At 47.6% G+C, this 19,072-nt stretch carries 24 protein-coding genes; 11 read left to right on the top strand and 13 right to left on the bottom strand.

Annotation, left to right across the window (positions count from 1 at the left end):
* Positions 1-37 precede the first annotated feature (37 nt).
* From AC6R0L_RS15165 to AC6R0L_RS15155, 3 genes are all read right to left on the bottom strand, one after another.
* Positions 38-1,063, bottom strand: coding sequence for a zinc-binding alcohol dehydrogenase family protein (locus AC6R0L_RS15165; protein WP_500629635.1), 1,026 nt, complete (start codon positions 1,061-1,063; stop codon positions 38-40).
* 238 nt (positions 1,064-1,301) lie between these two features.
* The gene (locus AC6R0L_RS15160) at positions 1,302-2,384 is read right to left on the bottom strand and encodes an L-dopachrome tautomerase-related protein (RefSeq protein ID WP_500629634.1); all 1,083 of its coding nucleotides are present in this window, start codon (positions 2,382-2,384) and stop codon (positions 1,302-1,304) included.
* A 70-nt stretch (positions 2,385-2,454) separates the two neighbouring features.
* Positions 2,455-2,745, bottom strand: a complete 291-nt coding sequence (locus tag AC6R0L_RS15155; protein ID WP_500629633.1) for a putative quinol monooxygenase — start codon at positions 2,743-2,745, stop codon at positions 2,455-2,457.
* Positions 2,746-3,098: 353 nt separating this feature from the next.
* Between AC6R0L_RS15155 and AC6R0L_RS15150 the strand changes: the two genes are divergently transcribed.
* Entirely contained in the window at positions 3,099-4,016 is a 918-nt protein-coding gene (locus tag AC6R0L_RS15150) for a LysR family transcriptional regulator (protein ID WP_500629632.1), read from the top strand.
* Positions 4,017-4,100: 84 nt separating this feature from the next.
* Here the strand turns inward: AC6R0L_RS15150 and AC6R0L_RS15145 are convergent, their stop codons facing one another.
* The 5 genes from AC6R0L_RS15145 to AC6R0L_RS15125 all read right to left on the bottom strand — a co-directional run bounded on the left by AC6R0L_RS15145 (position 4,101) and on the right by AC6R0L_RS15125 (position 6,939).
* Entirely contained in the window at positions 4,101-4,343 is a 243-nt protein-coding gene (locus AC6R0L_RS15145; RefSeq protein ID WP_500629631.1) for a hypothetical protein, read from the bottom strand.
* A gap of 39 nt (positions 4,344-4,382) precedes the next feature.
* Positions 4,383-4,598 carry a DUF3820 family protein gene (locus AC6R0L_RS15140; protein WP_500629630.1) on the bottom strand — a complete coding sequence of 72 codons (216 nt, stop codon included), beginning with the start codon at positions 4,596-4,598 and terminating at the stop codon, positions 4,383-4,385.
* Between the two features lie 58 nt (positions 4,599-4,656).
* The gene (locus tag AC6R0L_RS15135; protein WP_334553355.1) at positions 4,657-5,010 is read right to left on the bottom strand and encodes a helix-turn-helix domain-containing protein; all 354 of its coding nucleotides are present in this window, start codon (positions 5,008-5,010) and stop codon (positions 4,657-4,659) included.
* Between the two features lie 161 nt (positions 5,011-5,171).
* Entirely contained in the window at positions 5,172-6,338 is a 1,167-nt protein-coding gene (locus AC6R0L_RS15130) for a serine hydrolase (RefSeq protein ID WP_500629629.1), read from the bottom strand.
* A 226-nt stretch (positions 6,339-6,564) separates the two neighbouring features.
* Positions 6,565-6,939, bottom strand: a complete 375-nt coding sequence (locus tag AC6R0L_RS15125) for an NADH:ubiquinone oxidoreductase (protein WP_334553352.1) — start codon at positions 6,937-6,939, stop codon at positions 6,565-6,567.
* Positions 6,940-7,439: 500 nt separating this feature from the next.
* Here AC6R0L_RS15125 and AC6R0L_RS15120 point away from each other — a divergent pair, with 500 nt between their 5' ends.
* On the top strand, positions 7,440-8,603 hold the full coding sequence (locus tag AC6R0L_RS15120) for a threonine/serine exporter family protein (protein WP_500629628.1): 1,164 nt from the start codon (positions 7,440-7,442) through the stop codon (positions 8,601-8,603).
* Positions 8,604-8,653: 50 nt separating this feature from the next.
* Here the strand turns inward: AC6R0L_RS15120 and AC6R0L_RS15115 are convergent, their stop codons facing one another.
* Positions 8,654-8,857, bottom strand: a complete 204-nt coding sequence (locus AC6R0L_RS15115; RefSeq protein ID WP_500629627.1) for an alternative ribosome-rescue factor A — start codon at positions 8,855-8,857, stop codon at positions 8,654-8,656.
* Positions 8,858-9,257: 400 nt separating this feature from the next.
* Here AC6R0L_RS15115 and AC6R0L_RS15110 point away from each other — a divergent pair, with 400 nt between their 5' ends.
* From AC6R0L_RS15110 to AC6R0L_RS15085, 6 genes are all read left to right on the top strand, one after another.
* A complete protein-coding gene (locus AC6R0L_RS15110; protein ID WP_038204438.1) occupies positions 9,258-9,467 on the top strand; it encodes a cold-shock protein in 210 nt (69 codons plus the stop codon).
* A gap of 62 nt (positions 9,468-9,529) precedes the next feature.
* Positions 9,530-10,069 carry a YaeQ family protein gene (locus AC6R0L_RS15105; RefSeq protein ID WP_500625501.1) on the top strand — a complete coding sequence of 180 codons (540 nt, stop codon included), beginning with the start codon at positions 9,530-9,532 and terminating at the stop codon, positions 10,067-10,069.
* A gap of 180 nt (positions 10,070-10,249) precedes the next feature.
* Positions 10,250-10,861: an NAD(P)H-dependent oxidoreductase gene (locus tag AC6R0L_RS15100; RefSeq protein WP_500629626.1), complete on the top strand. Its 612-nt coding sequence runs from the start codon at positions 10,250-10,252 to the stop codon at positions 10,859-10,861.
* A complete protein-coding gene (locus tag AC6R0L_RS15095; protein WP_500629625.1) occupies positions 10,858-12,795 on the top strand; it encodes a monovalent cation:proton antiporter-2 (CPA2) family protein in 1,938 nt (645 codons plus the stop codon). Before AC6R0L_RS15100 ends, AC6R0L_RS15095 begins: the two co-directional genes overlap by 4 nt.
* Positions 12,796-12,923: 128 nt before the next feature.
* Positions 12,924-14,198 (top strand): MATE family efflux transporter, encoded by a 1,275-nt coding sequence (locus tag AC6R0L_RS15090; protein WP_500629648.1) that lies wholly within the window; start codon positions 12,924-12,926, stop codon positions 14,196-14,198.
* 76 nt (positions 14,199-14,274) lie between these two features.
* Positions 14,275-14,895, top strand: a complete 621-nt coding sequence (locus AC6R0L_RS15085) for a glutaredoxin domain-containing protein (RefSeq protein WP_500629624.1) — start codon at positions 14,275-14,277, stop codon at positions 14,893-14,895.
* Between the two features lie 104 nt (positions 14,896-14,999).
* On the opposite strand, the gene AC6R0L_RS15080 is transcribed toward AC6R0L_RS15085, so the two are convergent.
* Positions 15,000-15,134, bottom strand: coding sequence for a hypothetical protein (locus AC6R0L_RS15080; protein ID WP_500625496.1), 135 nt, complete (start codon positions 15,132-15,134; stop codon positions 15,000-15,002).
* 172 nt (positions 15,135-15,306) lie between these two features.
* Entirely contained in the window at positions 15,307-15,657 is a 351-nt protein-coding gene (locus AC6R0L_RS15075; RefSeq protein WP_500625495.1) for a hypothetical protein, read from the bottom strand.
* Between the two features lie 143 nt (positions 15,658-15,800).
* Here AC6R0L_RS15075 and AC6R0L_RS15070 point away from each other — a divergent pair, with 143 nt between their 5' ends.
* Positions 15,801-16,691, top strand: a complete 891-nt coding sequence (locus AC6R0L_RS15070) for a LysR family transcriptional regulator (RefSeq protein WP_500629623.1) — start codon at positions 15,801-15,803, stop codon at positions 16,689-16,691.
* A gap of 163 nt (positions 16,692-16,854) precedes the next feature.
* Here the strand turns inward: AC6R0L_RS15070 and AC6R0L_RS15065 are convergent, their stop codons facing one another.
* Together AC6R0L_RS15065 and AC6R0L_RS15060 are read right to left on the bottom strand one after the other, a co-directional pair.
* Entirely contained in the window at positions 16,855-17,358 is a 504-nt protein-coding gene (locus AC6R0L_RS15065) for a hypothetical protein (protein ID WP_500629622.1), read from the bottom strand.
* Positions 17,359-17,390: 32 nt separating this feature from the next.
* Entirely contained in the window at positions 17,391-17,903 is a 513-nt protein-coding gene (locus AC6R0L_RS15060; protein ID WP_500629621.1) for a nicotinate-nicotinamide nucleotide adenylyltransferase, read from the bottom strand.
* Positions 17,904-18,039: 136 nt separating this feature from the next.
* Between AC6R0L_RS15060 and nadE the strand changes: the two genes are divergently transcribed.
* Both nadE and AC6R0L_RS15050 read left to right on the top strand, forming a co-directional pair.
* Positions 18,040-18,867: an NAD(+) synthase gene (gene nadE / locus AC6R0L_RS15055; protein ID WP_500625492.1), complete on the top strand. Its 828-nt coding sequence runs from the start codon at positions 18,040-18,042 to the stop codon at positions 18,865-18,867.
* 23 nt (positions 18,868-18,890) lie between these two features.
* Positions 18,891-19,072 (top strand): hypothetical protein (locus AC6R0L_RS15050; RefSeq protein WP_500629620.1); only part of this gene is annotated, 182 nt, incomplete at its 3' end.

Raw genomic sequence — 19,072 nt, 5'->3', positions numbered from 1 at the left:
CAATCAGTCATACACACTCAGTGTATCTAGCGCTGATTTAATATTTAATTGCAGTTTTGCCAATTGAAGCACCACTTTCTATGCGTTGATGTGCCTCTTTGAACGTCTCGACACTGAAGCCCTTCAATGTTGTGGTAAGTGTCGACTTAATACGCCCTGCATCGATCAAGTTCGCAACTTGGAAGAGAATCTCTTGCTGCTTCTGAAGATCGTCAGTGTTAAACAATGAGCGGGTAAACATTAACTCCCAGACAAAGCCTGCTGATTTACCTTGTAGTGCAGAGAGATCGACACCACCATCGAACTCTACAATTGAACTGATCATGCCTTGTGGAGCAATTAGCTCGACCATCGCATCCCAATGACCTTTGGTATCAGCCACATTGAAGATGTAGTCAACATGTTCGATGCCCTTTTCACGTACAGATTCTACTAGATTACGGTGATTGACAACGTGGTCAGCGCCCATGCCCTTTACCCATTGTTCTGTCTCAAGCCTTGAAGCCGTAGCAATCACAGTCAGATTAGTGAGCTGTTTCGCCAATTGAATAGTTATTGAGCCAACGCCCCCCGCACCACCAATAATCAAGATCGATTTCTTTTCTTCTGGACGAATACGCAGACGATCAAACAAAGCTTCCCAGCCGGTCAATGTCGCCAATGGCATCACTGCCGCAGACTCATCAGAAAGACTATGTGGTGCGTGAGCGGTAATTCGGTAGTCGACTACTTGGTATTCAGCATTAGCGCCCATACGAGTTACATCACCTGCATAATACACACGATCACCTATGTTGAAGCCTGAAACATTGCCACCCTTAGCAATCACTTCACCAACTGCGTCGTAACCGAGTACTTTGGGTTGCGCTAGAGTTTTGTCTTTTGCATTACGGATACGAATTTTCGCATCTGCAGGGTTAATGGAAGTAGCACTCACTTTGACGAGAAGATCGTCCTCTCTTAGTTCAGGAATACTTGTATCAAACTCAACCAAGCTTTCCTTCTCGGTAATTGCTAATGATCGGGTAAAGCCAATGGCTTTCATTGTATTTGGGACTGACATTGTTCATTCTCCTTTAATTGGACAGCTTAATGATAGCGTTCTGATATTCGCGATAAAGCGCCCAATCTTTTAGTCACATTCAATTAATTTTTGAAAATCAAAGGGCTCTACTGCTTAGTACAAAAAGGTCATTGCATAACCAAATAAATTTTAATGGACGAGAGTGGCAACCAAAACAAAAAGCGTATGTTATGGCGAAGAGCATACGCTTAATAGTGGAGGGAGTAGTGACAACTCACTAGTATAGTTTGATGCGTAAAACGTGGAACGGTTTGCTTGCCCCTTCCTCTCCTTCATTCAGAGCAGGATTTAGGTGCAGGGAGTTTTGCGTAATGTAGAGGTAGCCCCCGTGAATGGAGAAGCCATCCGCCCATGAGAGCAATTCATCGTCTTGTGCAAATGTCTTGAAATTCTCACTGGTTACAATACTCACGGCGTTTTTCTCAACATCGCCCACATAAATATCTCCATTTTCCGAAATGATCATACCGTCACTCGGCCGTTTTTCGTTATAGAACTCAATGGAGTGAGCTAGCTCTATGTCAGTCAGATTTTCGTTTGCAAGAGCGCCCGCTGGTAACCGGTAGATAGCGCTACCATTAACCGTGCCGAAGTAGACCCATTCGTTCGCCGCATCAATTGTGATAGGATTTAGTCCAAGGTAGAGTGCATCCGATGAACCATCTTCGCGCTTCGTCCCCATCAATGAGCCATCAATTACCACATCATACTCTGGTGATAGTAAAGCCTTATATGATTCAAGCACGCGTCTAGACTTACCAGTTTCTAGATCCACCACAATAAAAGCTGGTGCCGGCTCACCAAATAGATTTCCAAGGCTAGTATCCGCAATATACATCTGGTTGCGTTTTGTATCTAAAGCAAAGTCTTGCAGGAAAGAGTTGCCAACTGTCACATCTTTGCTTATCTCTAAACGCTTAAACAAGGTGTTTTTTTCCGTATCCCAAGCAACAATCTGCGCTGGCGCTTCAGCACTGCCCATATCGAGAATCCAAACGACACCGTCGTCTGTACTATCAATACCAATCACCGAAGACAAACCGACCTCGCCAATCTCGGGACCATTTGCCCAATCCTCACTAGGAAAAGGTTTTGTTGAACCATCTTTCATCAGCTCAACAACACGGTATTGAGGTCCATCTAGAGGTTGCATAGATAGGAATGTGCGGCCTTGTTCAGTAACCGTGATGTTTCCTGGACGTGTTCCGTTGAGCTGGGCGACAACTTCAATATCCGCGGCTTGCGCAGTGTTTAAGATAGCCGCAATCGTAATTGCTAGAAGTGGTTTGATGTTTTTCATTCGATATACCTTAATGGGATACTCTGGAGAACGGGCTACGACAAATAACCAACGTGCTCCCAATACAGAATTACGCGATTTGAGTCATTTCGTTAATGGTAAAGCTCGCTACGGCTCCTTCTGTTGCCGCCAGGTAATCGGCTAGGTGTTTGTTCCCCATGTGTGCTTGCCACAGTTCACGGGATGCCCAGTTTTCGAAAAACAAGAAATGAGCTGGATTTTCGTTGTCTTGATGTAAGTCATAATTAACGCACCCTTCCTCCGAGCGAGTAATGTCAATCAACTTGAGTAGCTCTGTTTTTACCAGCTCAACTTTATCTTCATTCGCCACAATATTTGCAACAATAGTTAATTTAGTCATGTTTGCTTCCTTTATATATCAACGCATTAAAAATCATACAAAACAAAAAGTTAAACTCCTTCCAAAGCAAAAGAGCTTGCTATACCATTTAGTATAGATACAGTAACTTTCAGGTTTATCCTTTCATTTTTTAAGCAGTATCAAAAATCATTTGATAGTAGCGTGACCACTACACTTGGCGGCGTGTTTCGGTTCGTTTGTATAGTAGAATAATCATTTACCATTAAAAACAGGTGATAAATTGAATTATTTTCAAAAATATTTTGAAAATAGATTGCTCAAAACGCTCCATTGCTATATATGGTTTAACTCATACCTCAATGTTGTCCTCTCTGGACTGGAAAGGTCTCGTTATGCTCTTGGAAGATTTACAGGTGATTTTGAAAGTGGCGGAGTTTCGTAGTATCACCGCAGCGGCAACCAATTTAGATATGCGCACCGCGACAGCTAGTGCTGCAGTAAAGCGCGTAGAAGCCTCTTTGGGTGTCGAGCTTTTTGTGCGCACTACACGCCACTTGAGACTATCGCCTGCTGGAGAGCGCTACTTACCTAAGTGTGAGGAAGCACTAAAGCAACTTGAACAGGCCAAAATGAGCCTACACGAGGAATTAGGCACTATCCATGGTGAGATTCGTATCGCCCTATCCTCTGATTTAGGCCGAAACCTTGTCACGTATTGGTTAGATGAGTTTTTGTGCCAATACCCAAATGTATCACTGCGCTCAAACATCAGTGATAGCACTATTGATTTTTATCGTGACTCTGTTGATCTGGCATTGCGCTATGGGTCACCAACTGATGCCAATATGTATGGATTTAAGATCTGCGATGTACCTAGGGTATTGTGTGCAAGCCCGAGCTATTTATCTGAGCATCAAACGCCGACGCACCCCAATGATCTGCTACAACACAATGCACTGTTTTATCAGCTACATGATGTCTTGCAAAATGAGTGGCAATTTAGCGATCAAGGTATTACTCACAAGGTAAAGCTGAAGGGTAACAGGGCCTCAAATGATGGGGACCTAGTGAGACGCTGGTGTGTTGCAGGGAAAGGGATCGCAATTAAGTCTTGTCTCGATATGTCCGATGACCTTCTGAATGGGCGTGTCGTCAGTATTATGCGCAATTATAAGCCCACACCAACCGAACTTTGGTTGGTCTGCCCTAGCAGACAGTCAATCACGCCAACGGTTCGTTTATTGAGAGATTTGTTTAGAGAGAAAGCCAGTTCAATTCTCGACCAATTAGTGGAAAAGAAGGCAATTTAATGGGTTTACCTTCCCAATCTACCGAGCACGAAGGGGTCAGCGCATAGTGATATCCATTCAGACAACGATAGGCACTGTCGCTAACTACTTAGACTGATTGGCCGTCTTCTTGGCTAGCTCTTGCATGGCTTCAGAAAACGTTGTGGTACGGCCTTTAGTTTGTACCTGGACGACCTTATATCCCATATTCTCTAGTGCTTGGCGCTCGGCCAATACGGCTTGGTCGTCTTGCTGACTGCCCTTAGCAGGTTGATGAATGTAACACCCCTCCAATTGACCATCTTCGACTAGTTGGTGGTGTTTCAGTGCGTTGATATCAAGTTTCATACGGTTTCTTGTCGTTAAAGTGGGAGTATCTGCGGCAAATCATAGGCGCTTTAGCGGTTTTACCACGCTATCTAACCCTTCAATTTTGAGTGCGAGGCACAGCTTCAATAACTGACCAAGCTCACCGTTTGGCCAGCCTTTTTTATCGAACCACAGCAAGTATTCTTCAGGTAGGTCAATGAGCATGCGGCCCGCGTATTTGCCAAAAGGCATTGGGGTGCGAGCCAGTTTGATGAGGTTTTCTTTTTCAAGCATGGTGGGGTAACCAGAGTGCGCTGTTTGGATAAATGGGTCGCGCGATACCCTAACATGACTACCCTTCTCGCACCACATGTGCGTATTCGACAATCACTTGATTGCCTTCGATATAGGCGTTTTGGATTTCGCCATCAACGCTCATACGGCTCTGCAAGTAGACAATTTTCGGTCCCTGGTCACTGCGCTCTTTTAAGCTGGGTACCACCAATTTGGGGTCTAAGTGAAGTAAGTGACAGAACTTGGTGACAAAAGGCATTGTCATCGGCGCCTCACCGCGCAGCACGCGCGAGAAGCTCAGTTGGTTCATGCCCAGTTTCTTCGCAAACTCCATTTGCGTTAGGCGCATCTTCGATTTTTGTGACATCCAAGTCGTGTAGATCGCCTCTCTGTCTTGTTCGGTAAATTCCATGCTGCTCTCGTTGTTCAATGGTCGCGATAGTAAAGTTGAGTCAATAAGGCGGTATTGTCCGCGCAGCGCGTCAAAACGATGTCAGAGAGAAGTTAGCGCAATTTGAATCTTTGGCGAGAAATCAGCGGGCACAAAGTGCCCGTGATATAACGAGGGGTGAGTTAGAACAGGCTCGCTAGCAGGCGCTTAAACCAATCCACCAGCTTTTTAAACAAGCCACCTTCCTCGACAGGTTGCTGGGCAATCAGCGGGGCTGTCGCCACGGTTTCGCCATCGATGCTGTAAATGACTTGTCCTAGGGTTTCGCCTTGTGCAATCGGCGCGACAAGATCGGAACTAAATTCGACTTCGGCGGCGAGTTTGTTGACGTCTCCTTTGGCCAGCGTGATGAAAACATCTTTTTCCACACCCACGTCTACGGTATCGGTTTTACCCATCCACACTTTAGGTGAGGCGACCGATTGACCGGCTCGAGTTGGCGAGATGGTATCGAAGAAGCGAAAACCGTAGCTCAGTAACTGCTTGCTTTCTGACTCACGTGATTTGGTGCTGCTTGAACCCATCACAACCGATATCAAACGCATGTCGCCACTGGTTGCTGATGTCGCTAAGCTGTAGCCGGCGCCGCTGGTATAACCGGTTTTCATACCATCGACATTCATGCTGCGGTCACGCAATAAACCGTTACGGTTGTATTGAGTAATGCCGTTGTAGGTGTAGGAGGTTTCGCTGTAGAGCGGATAAATGTCCGGTAGATCACGAATAATCGCTTGGCTGAGCTTAGCGATATCCCGAGGTGTGGAGAACAGACCATCGCTATCTAGACCATGGGGGTTGGTGTAGGACGTGTTGGTGAGTGTCAACTTGTCCGCCCAAGAGTTCATCAAGCTAACGAACGCGTCCTCGCTGCCTGCCACATGCTCAGCAATGGCGACACTGGCGTCATTACCTGATTGAACAATCAACCCGCGGTAGAGATCCATCAACTTCACGTCGGTGCCGACTTCAATGAACATCTTCGATGAATCAGGGAAGTTCTTCGCCCATGCGCGTTGGCTAATTCGAACATCATCGTCTAAGGAGATGTTGCCTGCTTTCACTTCTTGCCCAGCGACATAGGCCGTCATCAACTTAGTCAGACTGGCTGGGTTAAGTTTGGTGTCGGCGTTTTTCTCGACTAACACGTGACCTGTGTTGTAGTCCATCAAAATATACCCATTGGCGCCCAACACCGGCGCATCAGGAACAATCGTTGGAGCAGCCACTGCTACCTGAGCAGTCGCCAAAGAAGAAAGGAAGACCGACGCTATCAAAGAGTGTTTTTTCATATTTCGCGGTAAATGTCCTGTTGGGTTAACACACATACCTGAGTATAAACAACCTGATGCTGCTTGCAGCCCTGTTGTAATCAATGGTTACTATTGAGCGAGATTTGACGTAAAAATCACACGGCAACAGGTAAAAAGAGTAAGGACGAAAAAGCCAGCGACTGGTCGCTGGCTTTAGCAATAGGTCACAACACTCAGCATCGATGCTTAGTGTGGATTTCGCTTATCAATTTGCGGATCCGGAGAGCGTTCGTTTCACCGAAAATGGATTTTTGATGCGTCGGTTGCGGTAGCGATACCAAAGGTACGTCGCGACGATAGAGAAGTAGAGGTAGCTCATCACAAATACCAGCGGTGAAGTGATTAGGCCTTGTGATACACCGAAGAGCACGCCCGCTGCGGCGACAAAAAATTTCGCGAACAAACCGAGTATCAACATCGCCAACGCCAATTGCGGGAATTGAACACGCTGAAACGCGCACCAGTAGCAGCTTGCGACTGCCAGTGTCGCAATCGAAACACCGAGCAAGAAAGAGTGAAAGTGATCAGCAGACGCTACGCCCGCAGATACAGACATCATAAGGATAAGAAACAGTTTCATTGTGTGCCTCGCTTTTTAAACCTAGAAAAAAGCTTCCTTTCATTTTCGCAAACTCATTTTGCGTATATTTTCGCCTTTCCCCCACCAAATGCAAGCGCGTTTTTTGACCCAAAATAGGCTCATCCGACCAGAATCAACAATGGTTAAATAATTGTTACAGATAGATTTACTGGAGTGATTACATTACCTGGGCTTGCAGCCTTCACACACATAAATCGGCACAAAAATTACAAGTCGATAACAAACGTTACATCTAAAAATAGTGGCTGTTTTATGATCTAAATCACTTCAACACAGGCAAAAGTAGCGCCATTTATATACAGCAAAACCCTAGTTTTCATTTTTGATCCATAGATTGGCATAAGCGCATGCGTCATCAGTTTTAAAACATCGGTTACCCCACCTCTATAACAATGCGCTGTTCGATATTTACACGCTAGTCACGCTCTGATACCTTTCGCGCACTCAACTTTGTGCATTCCAACGGATGTCATTCACTCATGCCTTCAGAATACCGAATCAAAAAAATCGTCGAAATCGGAGACACGCTCCATCGCAGCGGCTGTGCGCCTTATAAGCTAGAAAAATACACTAAGTTTTACGCCCGTAAACACGACGTCGATGTGATGGTTCAAGCCACGCCTACCACGGTGAACTATCAGTTTCCGGATGACAATAACGCCGTCGTGATGCGCCGCCATCCTCTCGCGTCGATCAATCTGAGTTTATTGGCCAATACCATCATTCGTATTAACCAACCCAGCTCCGAACCTGTTCCAGAGCCTATCGGTTACCCGAAATGGGTGATTGCTCTGGCGAACATGGGGATTCCACCGGCCTATTTGATGCTGGTCGGCAGTACCATCGATGCGATTTTACTCTCTGTGCTACTTGGTTTTGTGGTGTGGATGACGCAGCAAGTGTGTAAAGCTCGCCGTGCGATCGCGGTGGAGTTTGTCTCGGCGTTATTGACTGGCATTCTGGTGGCCTATTTTGCCAGCACATCGGCGCAGATACCGGTCTGGGCACTTTGTATTGCCTCCATCGTGCTGTTCGTTCCGGGGTTGTCGATTGCCAACTCCCTTGAGTGTCTCGCCTTCAATGATTTGGTGTCTGGCACGAGCTTACTCGGACAAAGCGCGCTCTCGTTAATTAAGCTGTTTGTCGGTATCGTCATGGGGCTCAACATTGGTGAAGCCATATGGGGGCAAGCCGCCGCTAGCACTTACATCAATCAAGTTCCGCTTTGGTTGCACGTCAGTGGCCTGTTTCTGATTTCGATTTCACTCGGCATTATCTTTAACGCAAGACCAATGGACATTTTGCTGGGGCTGCCGGTGGCGATGCTCGGCATGTGGGGGCCATTTTATTTAGGCTTTGAGAGCGGCTGGGTCGTCGGAACTTGGGTAACGACAGTGCTGATCACTTTATATGGCACGTGGTTGGCGAAAAAGATGGAATTGACGGGCAGCATCTACATTGTGCAGGGCATCATCATTTTGGTTCCGGGTAGCCGCGTGTTAGTCAGCGCGGGCCAATCCGTCTTTGAACAATCAATTTTGCCCATTCCGAGTATCGGGCTTTCTGCGTTGTTTATGTTCTCAGCGATCGTGGCAGGGCAGATTACCGCATACTCCCTCTATTCGCCAAAGATTGAACGCTAACGCCAAACACTCTGGCCTCTGACATTAAGAGCCCTATTCGATAGTCACCTTTAGGCAGCTATGGAGTAGGGCTCTTTGCCTTTGTGTTTCATTTTACGACTGGAACTGCCTTTGCCTTTCTTCGCTTTCTCTACTTGTGTTCGATACATCGAACTCGTCACAAGTGCTTTTAAGGCGTTATCTTTCACCACCCCTCTGCCCATATCATGCTCCAACGTCACACTAGGCGTGAAATCGCCCTTACTTTTTTCCATCACTTTTCCTTTTTCTCTTTGATTTGTTCGGTTTATAAAACGGTTCATTTGACTGATAAAACACTCAATAGCAGAATTTCACCAGCCACTTAGCCACACATTCAACCAAGAAATCGAATGTTACACTAGTTATACGAGCTACGATAATATTTTCGAAAGTAAACCTAGCGCAAAATTCTAATGAAAACATTTGTTTTTCTAAATTATTTACACCGATTTTTATTGACTTAGTTGCACTTAGCATTAGACTGTCAGGCAGCTAGAAAACGGTTCTTGTTTACTTTCGCCGTTATCGTTAGATTTCTTGTATATCTGCCTTAACGTCGTGCGCAATAGCAATCTCCTTTTCCACGCTATAGGTGCCGTCATGGCTTTATAAGATTTATCAAGGATATACATTATGTCTAACACTGTTACTGGTACAGTTAAATGGTTCAACGAAACTAAAGGTTTCGGTTTCATCCAACAAGAAAACGGTCCTGACGTTTTCGCTCACTTCTCTGCAATCACTGGTGACGGTTTCCGTACTCTAGTTGAAGGTCAAAAAGTTGAGTTCGTTGTTTCTCAAGGTCAAAAAGGCCCACAAGCTGAGAACATCAAAGTACTTTAATTTTCAAGTACTAAAGAATTACAATAGCCAGCATTCGCTGGCTATTTTTTTATTGAAGCATTATGGCACTCAAACCCACTATTTATAAATTTCGCATCAACTTGTCTGATACCAATCGTGACTTGTACGATGCCACTCAACTGACGCTTGCCCAGCACCCGTCAGAAACGACCGCTCGTATGATGGCCCGCGTCTTAGCGTACTGCCTACAATGGCAACCGGATTTAGCCTTTACTAAAGGTCTCTCTACCACCGAAGAACCGGACCTTTGGGTCAAATCACTCGACGATCAAACACTACTTTGGGTCGATGTGGGTGAGCCCTCTCTTGACCGAATCAAAAAGTCAACGCGAATCGCTCAGCAAGTGCTCGTCTACTCGTTCAATAGCAAATCCGATATATGGTGGGAGCAAAGTAAAAACAAGGCCCATCAATACCCTGCGTCGATTTACCGATTAGATGCAGACGCCGTCGAAGCGCTTGCCAATGTGGTCGCTCGCACGATGGATTTGTCGGTGATGATCACCGGCGATAGTCTCTTTATCGATTGTGAACAGGGTTCATTTGAAGTCGCAGTCACGACACTTCAGCATCAGCACTGATCCTCTATTCGGGCGACACACCCATTGTTGTCTCGCCCTTTTCAACACATTCTCTTCAAATACACTAAGCTAATATCTGTGACTTATAGGTCACTCATAGTTATCCTTTCGGTCCTGTGCCACAATGGATGCTCACCATTGTAAAAATGGGTACTTACCTGAAAAAACACGAGATTGTGTATGCCTGAAAAGAAAGTGTTGGTGCTTTACGCACACCCCTCTTCTGCGCGTTCAGAAGTCAATCAGCGACTGTTTGATGCAGCCAAGCAATGCCAAGGTGTCACGGCGGTCGACCTCTACTGGGAATACCCGACCTACAACATCAACATAGATAGAGAGCAGCAACGTTTGCGCGAGCACGACGTGGTGATTTTCCAGTTTCCGCTTTATTGGTATTCCACGCCCGCCATTTTAAAAGAGTGGCAGGACTTGGTACTTGAGTACGGCTTTGCTTACGGGCAAGATGCCGATGCGCTACACGGTAAGGTGTTTTTTTGCGCTTTATCGGCCGGAGGTAAACAAGATGCCTACCAAACCGACGGTTACAATCACTTCCCCATTCGTGCGCTACTGCATCCCATTGAACAAATGGCGACACTCACTGGCATGACCTACCTACCACCGTTTGCTCTTTTTGGCGCTCGAACTGCTAAGGAAGATGGTCGGATTGCGGCTCACTTATCACAGTGGACCCAACTCCTGAATGATCTGGTCGCAGACCGTGTGGAGATCAATACCGCCTCAGAGGCCGCCACACTCAATGACTATCTGCGTCAAGGAGGTCATGCATGACCCTCTATTTTCTCCAAGCCTTTATCTATTTAGTCGCGGCCGTGATTGCCGTGCCCTTAGCCAAGCGATTTGGCCTCGGCTCTGTGCTGGGTTATTTGATTGCGGGCGTGGTGATCGGGCCCATTATCGGTTTGGTCGGTGAAGAGACCACCACTATCCAGCATTTCGCTGAGTTTGGTGTGGTAATGATGCTGTTTTTAGTCGGCTTAGAGCTTGAACCTAAAATGCTCTGGTCAATGCGAAATCGTCTGTTAGGGCTGGGCGGATTGCAAGTCACGCTCACGACACTGGCCACCATGTACATCGCGATGTGGTTTGGGATCACATGGACGATAGCGTTAGCGATAGGGCTGATTTTTGCCCTCTCTTCGACAGCGATTGTCCTGCAGACCTTTAACGAAAAAGGGCTATCCAAAACAGAGGGTGGGCAAAACGCCTTCTCTGTGTTGCTCTTTCAAGATATCGCCGTCATCCCCATGCTGGCCTTTATCCCGCTGTTAGCGTTACCTGAGTTGGTCGAGCAAGCACAAAACTTGGCAGCTAATGCCGCCGAGCATCATGAAGAGCTCAGCTTGGTCGCGCATCTGCCAGGCTGGGCGTATGCGATGGTGATTGTCGCCTCCATTGCAGGGTTGGTCATTGGCGGGCACTACCTGAGTCGGCCACTGCTTCGCTTTGTCGCCAGCTCCGGCCTGCGTGAAATATTCACCGCTACGGCCCTAATGTTAGTTGTGGGTATCGCCGCGTTGATGAGCTTAGTTGGCCTGTCCCCCGCACTGGGCACCTTTTTGGCGGGGGTTGTTCTGGCAAACAGTGAGTTTCGTCATGAGCTCGAATCCAACATCGACCCCTTTAAGGGCTTATTACTGGGTCTCTTTTTTATCACGGTCGGCGCTGGCATCGACTTCTCAATTCTCTTTAACGATTTCTTTCTGATTATTGGCCTAACACTGGGCGTTATGGCACTGAAAGGTGGCATCCTTTATCTCCTTGCTTGGGCTTTTCGAATTAAAAACAACAACCGTTGGTTGTTCACGCTCAGCTTGGCGCAGGCAGGGGAATTTGGCTTTGTGCTGCTCAGTTTCAGTATGCAAAATCACGTATTACCGTTTGATATCGCTCAGAGGCTCTCTTTAGTCGTCGCGCTATCGATGTTCCTCACCCCTGGCTTATTCATCTTTTACGATAAGTTTATCTTGCCGCGTTTTCAGACGAAGGCCAACGATCAGGACGCCGATGTGATTGATGAAAAAGGTTCAGTGATCATCGCAGGGATTGGTCGATTTGGCCAAGTGGTCAATCGTCTACTGGTCGCTAACGGCGTACACACCGTTGTACTGGATCACCAAGCGGATCAGGTGGATATGATGAGGCAAATTGAGACCAAAGCCTATTTTGGTGATGCGACTCGTCCTGATTTACTCCATACCGCAGGCATTGAAGAGGCGGCGATGATCATACTCGCCATGGATAATCGCGAAAGCAGCGTAGAGCTGACTAAGTACGTGAAACACACCTACCCTCATGTCAAAATTCTTGCCCGTGCGTTCGATAGAGGACACGGCTATCGCCTTCGTCAAGCGGGGGCTGATGTCATTGAGCTAGAGACGTACCACTCAGCCCTAGAGATGGGCGCGCAAGCCATGAGGGCCCTAGACTTTCATCCGTTTTATGTCGAGCAACATAAAACCGCCTACAAAGAAGTGGAAGAGCGCAAATCGGATATGCTCTATCGCGCTTGGGAAGATGATTCCCACGGCGAACGTTTTGACAACAACTATCGCAAGCTCTTTATCGAGTTAGAACAGCAAATCAAATTGTCGATGTCCACCGATAGACAGGATCAACATGAACCTGGAGAACGAGGATGGACACCACCGCCTAAAGGATACGCGGACAAACTTGATGACAACGATCCCCAAGACCGAGCCTAGCTCGGTCGCCATGTTTTACCAGTAATGAAGTGACCATGAAGAGAAAATCCAACAGCGCTACTACTACATCACGGACAAACTCACAGACAAGCTCACAAACAGCCTCATTAGGCCAGCAACTGTTCACCATGACTTGGCCTATGCTGTTTGGCGTCCTTTCGCTAATGAGTTTTCAATTAGTGGACAGTGCATTCATCGGGCAACTCGGTGTGCTTCCGCTCGCGGTGCAAGGATTTACCTTGCCTATCCAAATGATCATTATTGGCATCCAAGTTGGCTTAGGTATCGCCACGACAGCAGTCATCGCCAAAGCACTGGGCGCCAACGACACTCGCTACGCCAAACAACTGGGTGGACTAGTCCTTACCATTGGTAGCGTAGGGGTTGCGGCCTTCGCCGTCGTGCTTTATCTACTGCGCAAGCCAATACTGAGTCTACTCAGTGCACCAGACTCTGTCTTACCGATCATCGATACCTACTGGATCGTTTGGGCGGCGAGCGCATGGGTCGGCGCGGTGTTGTACTTTCTCTACAGCATATGTCGCGCCAACGGCAATACTCTACTACCCGGCACCATGATGATGGTCACCAGCGCAATAAACTTAGCGCTTGATCCTGTGTTTATTTTTACTCTCGACCTAGGGATTAACGGCGCAGCAATAGCCACCATTGTTGCTTTTGGCTGCGGTATTCTGGTCGTAGCCCCTAAAGTGCTGCGCAAGGAGTGGATGAGCTTTGATTGGAGTGACTTGAACGTCCTCAGCAGCGTGCGTTCTATTGGTAATATTATGGGCCCGGCGATGGTCAGTCAGCTCCTTCCCCCCCTATCTTCAATGCTTGCGACCAAGCTTGTTGCCGGTTACGGCACCGCTGCCGTGGCCGCATGGGCATTGGGGTCGCGCTATGAATTTTTTGCCATCGTCTCAGTGCTGGCATTGACGATGTCGATGCCCCCGATGGTCGGTCGCTTGCTCGGCGCCGGCAATATTAAGGATATCCGTCAACTCGTCACGATCGCGGTTAAGTTTATTTTGCTGTTCCAGCTAGCGATTGCGCTGGTGACCGGTCTTAGCTCGGGTCTGTTAGCCGATCTCATGACGGGGGAAAATCAAGTCGAATCGATCCTCTCGATGCACTTGATGCTGGTACCATTTAGCTTAGGTCCGCTGGGGGTGTGCATGTTGATGGTCTCTATTTCCAACGCTCTGGGTAAACCCTACACAGCGTTAACCATCTCTGCCTTGCGACTGTTCGCCTTCTTCCTACCCTGTTTGTGGGTCGGTGCTTATCTCGGCGGGATTCAAGGGCTCTTTTGGGGAGCGAGCATCGGTAATCTCCTCGCGGGTGCCTGCGCTTGGGTACTGTATCAGCGTACGTTACGCTCGATTGAATCGGCTAAATAAAACAAGTTGAAATGAAAGGTGGCTTTCGCCGTTCTTAATACAAAGCAGACTAAAACGACGTACCTAGGAGAGACATATGGCAGCGCCAATCAAAGTAACCCTCTATCGCTGGGCGGGCAGTTGGGGACCATTCAAAGTGAACATTCCCTGTGGTGAGTGCACGCTGACCAAAGACATTCTCAGTGATACCTTTGCCAACGAACTGGCCGATGTGCCGGTCGAACTTGAGGTGAAAGATTGGCTCTCTCATTGGTGGGAGCCGCTCAAAGCCGGTGCTTGGCATGCGCCAATTGTGATGGTCGAGGGTAAAGTGATCAGTCAAGGGGAGGCCCTCAACCGCGGTGTATTGGTGCAGTCGATCATAAAAGCATGGACCGAGCACGATACACTGGGCGGCAATATCGTCTTTGGTAAAGCAACATGCCCTTATTGTGTAAAAGCGAAGGCATTGCTCGATGAAGCAGGCATCGAATATCGTTATCACGACGTGGTCAAAGAGAGTGCGGCTTTGTATCGAATGATCCCGGAAGTAAAAGCGATCATCGGTGAAAAAACGCCCGTTACCGTGCCACAAATATGGCTGGATGGTCACTACATTGGAGGGGCTGACAACTTAGAGGCGTGGCTTGTTAACAAAGGATTAGGCAAGGTGCCTGACAATGTCGTCGTTATGCAAAATCAGTCCTCTAACGGCTAGTACCGGCTATCACATTGACGTTTTGATCAAACAATTAAGCCCCATCAAAATGGGGCTTAATATTATCTATTCGTTCGTTTGGCGTTAGATTCGCCAGTGCCAGATTACTTAGCGATTTTGTTCAGTACGCGCTTAAAAAAAGACGCTTTTTTCGCTTTTGGCTTGCCGTAAAACATTTCGTTCATGGCGTGCTTTGCAATCATTTGGCCTAGGTATGCACCTGCTAGATCGTTGTTCATGATTTTCTCCTCAAAGAATATGAGTGTGATTTTAATCACAAAAACAACAAAAGCAAGAGATATATCACATTTATTTTATTTAATTGCACTCCTGTTTCATTTTAGTGCGCGATAGATCATTTTGGTGCAAATAACCCTGCTCTCAAACGGTCACCTTCATGGCTGCGTGTCGTTAACTGCGCTTGGGTTGTTGGTAGGTTTTACCCGCCATTTGGTAGGTATCTTTACGCTTAACGTCAAACTGCGTATCGAAGAACCAAGCCACAAAACGAATCACCTCATCCCCTTCGTTCATCACATGCTCAATGAACTCCTGCTCTTCGCCTTGCTCGTTTTCTTGCAGAGTCACATGGTAAATACGCGATTCCCCTTCGACTTCCGCTAGAGCAAACTGACCCGTCAATGCCTCGGCCGCCTGCGCCACTTCTTCATCGCTACTGGCTTTCAGCATCTCCAATGCTTGTGGCAGACTGTCTTGTTCGCACAGTGCTTTCACTAAACTTTCAAACTCTTGGTATTCCATTGTCGATCTCTCATCGCATTCAAACCGCGCCATTGTACCTACATCCTTTACTGAGTGGTACTCCAGACGAAACCCCGTGCGTTTTCGCCGTAATCTATTAAGATGTGGTCTCATTACTTCCTAAAGCGAAACAATGAGCCAGTATGGATTGGATTCAAAGTGTACACAGTTACCTTCGTGTCGTAGACGAAGGCAGTTTTAGCGCCGCTGCACGTAAACTCAACACCACCAACTCCGCGGTCAGCAAGCGCATTCACTGGCTTGAAGAACGCCTCGGTGTCCAGCTGTTAAAGCGCACCACGCGCTCCGTCACCCAAACCGAAGCGGGCGCACTTTTTTATCAGCGGGCTAAAGTTCAGCTAGATGAGTGGCAATCGATCGTCGATGAAACGCGCTCGGTCAATCAAAGCCCTGCTGGGCTACTCAAAATTGGCGCGACCTTGGCGATAGGGTCGAAATTTCTTGTCCAATACCTCAATGATTTCTTGCAGATGTATCCCGATATTCGTATTCAGTTGCTGACGACGACCCCCGGCCAACTGCCAGAATTGAGTTTGGATCTTTTTATTAGCCGAGAAATCGAGCAGCTTAACTCACTGAGTTTCAAAGCCTCCGCCTTGTTTGAACACAAAGGCGCCTTCTATGCGTCACCGTCCTACATCGAGCAGTATGGTGAACCTACCTCAGCGGACGATCTGCTCAATCATAATGTTCTGATGTGGGGAGAACGCCCACAGCGTGAAGTGAGGCTCAGTCAAGGACAGCGCTTGAGTTTATCCGGCAATTTCGCCACCACCAATCCAGAGGCGCTGTTTTATGCAGCCAAAAGTGGCATGGGCATTTTGCTCACTTACGATGTGATGATTAAAGAGGATCTCAAGTCCGGTACGTTAAAACGGATCATGCCCGACATCACTGCCGACGAAGCGACGGTGTATGCGTACTACCCAAAGCTCGATTATCAGCACACTCGGACCCAACTGTTTCTCGATTATTTAAAGGCCAGACTCTCTGAAGAGCGCGCCCCTCTGTAGACGATGTTCTCGTCCGCACTGCGAGGTTGATCAATTAAGCAACCTGTCCCATCGTTAAAGCGCAAGAGTCCGCTGACGATCACACACATTCGCGGCGATCGCTTGGCTAAACATAATCAGAAGTGGGATTGAACAAAGGTACGGCGCACAATCATTGGCGAGATTACAAAGGGACTTCGATGGTCATCATCACATCGCCTTCGTAGTCATCATGCCAGCGGTAGTCGAGCCTCATTCTTGGCTCGCCGGCTTTTTTGTCACCAAAACCGACACTGAACTGCAAACCATGATTGCGTAACCACTCATCCATGCTCATCGTGGCTATTTTCTCTTCGAGCTCAGAAGGCATCCACACGCCGATACCAAAATAGTTGGATGACAAGTGGCGAGACAAAATTGGGTTGCTGGCACTTTTCAATACCCAATCATCCCAGTAAGAGGCGTAGTCTCGACTGTCATCATCGAGATAGAACTCAAGATCGTCGAGCGCTTTAACCGTGTACTCGATGCCATCTAGCATCGAAAAGCAGAGGCCTTGGGCTGAGTGAAACATCAGAGAGTTGGACGGCTTGTTTTTCTCTTCATACGAATAATCGTATAAATCGCATGCTTGTGATGCGAATGCCATTGCACCAAAACAAAACCCTATATATTGAGAAAAACGCATTCATATCTCTTATGTAACCACTAAATACACCCTCAATAATACGCTTTTTTACTCAATATGCGATTCACTTTTTCTGTTGTCAGGTGGGAAATAGGCGACTTGTCCTGTAGGGCATTTCTTATGTCCGTACTGCGAATCGCCACCTTTTCTGGACAACTCAATACAGACCAACGAGTTAGGATCTCCTCGGCGTTATAAAACTTGGCAAAGTTTAATAAGTTGTCTGGCCCCATCACAAAAGTTAAATGGGCATTAGGGTATTGCGCCTCTAACGCTTGCAGGACAGCAAACGTCGTAACGCCACCATCTTGGCCAAGCAAACTTTCTTCGATTGGCGATCGCTCGACATTAGGCAGCGAGAGATCATCAATAAACGCATCCACCAGTTCACAACGCAGCGCATAATCGAGCATCACTTTGCCCCATGCATGGGCAATACTTGGCACGAGCAGCACCTTATCAAAATGAGTCAACGACTCTATGACGCTTTTATGCCCTAAACTGGGTGGATTAAACGCGCTTCCAAACACCGCAATATGGCTCATTTTCTTCCTTTCTGCTGCTAAACGGTCGTAGCAGTTTTCTAATCTGTTCAAATTGGTATGATATCGGCTAGACGCTTTAAGGGTATCAAGAATATCCGCAAATTTGAAAATACATTGCTTGCAGGAAGGAAACACAATGGAACAGTTGATTCGCGATGAGATGCGTGTCTTACCTTCAATTGACCCTGAATTTGAAGTGACACGTCGAGTCGATTTTATTAAACGCAAACTGCGAGAAGCAGGCTGCAAGTCTTTGGTACTGGGGATCAGTGGAGGGGTGGACTCCACCACTTGTGGCCGCTTGGCTCAGCTAGCCGTTAACCAACTCAATGAGGAAACCGATGGCGGTTACCAGTTCATTGCCGTCCGCTTGCCTTATGGTGAACAGAAAGACGAAGATGAAGCCCAAATTGCATTGAAATTTATTGAGCCGACACATTCTGTCTCCGTCAATATTAAAGCGGGTGTGGATGGTATTCACGCCGCCACACAAACCGCCCTTGAAGGCACCGACTTGCTACCGACTGACGCAGCAAAATTGGATTTTGTTAAAGGCAACGTGAAAGCGCGCGCGCGCATGGTTGCGCAGTACGAGATCGCAGGCTATGTGGGCGGGCTCGTACTCGGCACCGATCACTCAGCGGAAAACATCACTGGCTTTTACACCAAGTTTGGCGACGGCGCCTGTGACCTTGCACCGCTATTTGGTTTGAGCAAACGTCAAGTTCGTGAAGTGGCCGCTCATCTCGGCGCCCCAGAGCTATTAGTGAAAAAGACGCCAACCGCGGATCTTGAAGAACTGGCACCACAAAAAGCCGATGAAGACGCGTTGAACCTCACCTATGATCAGATCGATGATTTCCTAGAAGGGAAACCGGTATCAGAGGAAGTCTCGCAGCGTCTTGTGCACATCTACACCATCACGCAGCACAAGCGTCAGCCTATCCCGACCATCTACGATTAATCTTATCGATAGATGCAGCGCGTTTGACGCCCCGTCACACGCGCTGCCCCACCACCTATCACCTATCACCTATCACCTATCACCTATCACCTATCACCTATCACCCATCACCCATCACCCATCACCCATCACCCATCACCCATCACCCATCACCCATCACCCATCACCCATCACCCATCACCCATCACCCATCACCCAATTATGC

The organism is Vibrio sp. R15-SG3-ISO1A (genome assembly GCF_059833955.1).
The sequence above is the reverse complement of the archived record's forward strand: the minus strand, read 5'-3'. Positions and strand labels throughout refer to the sequence as shown.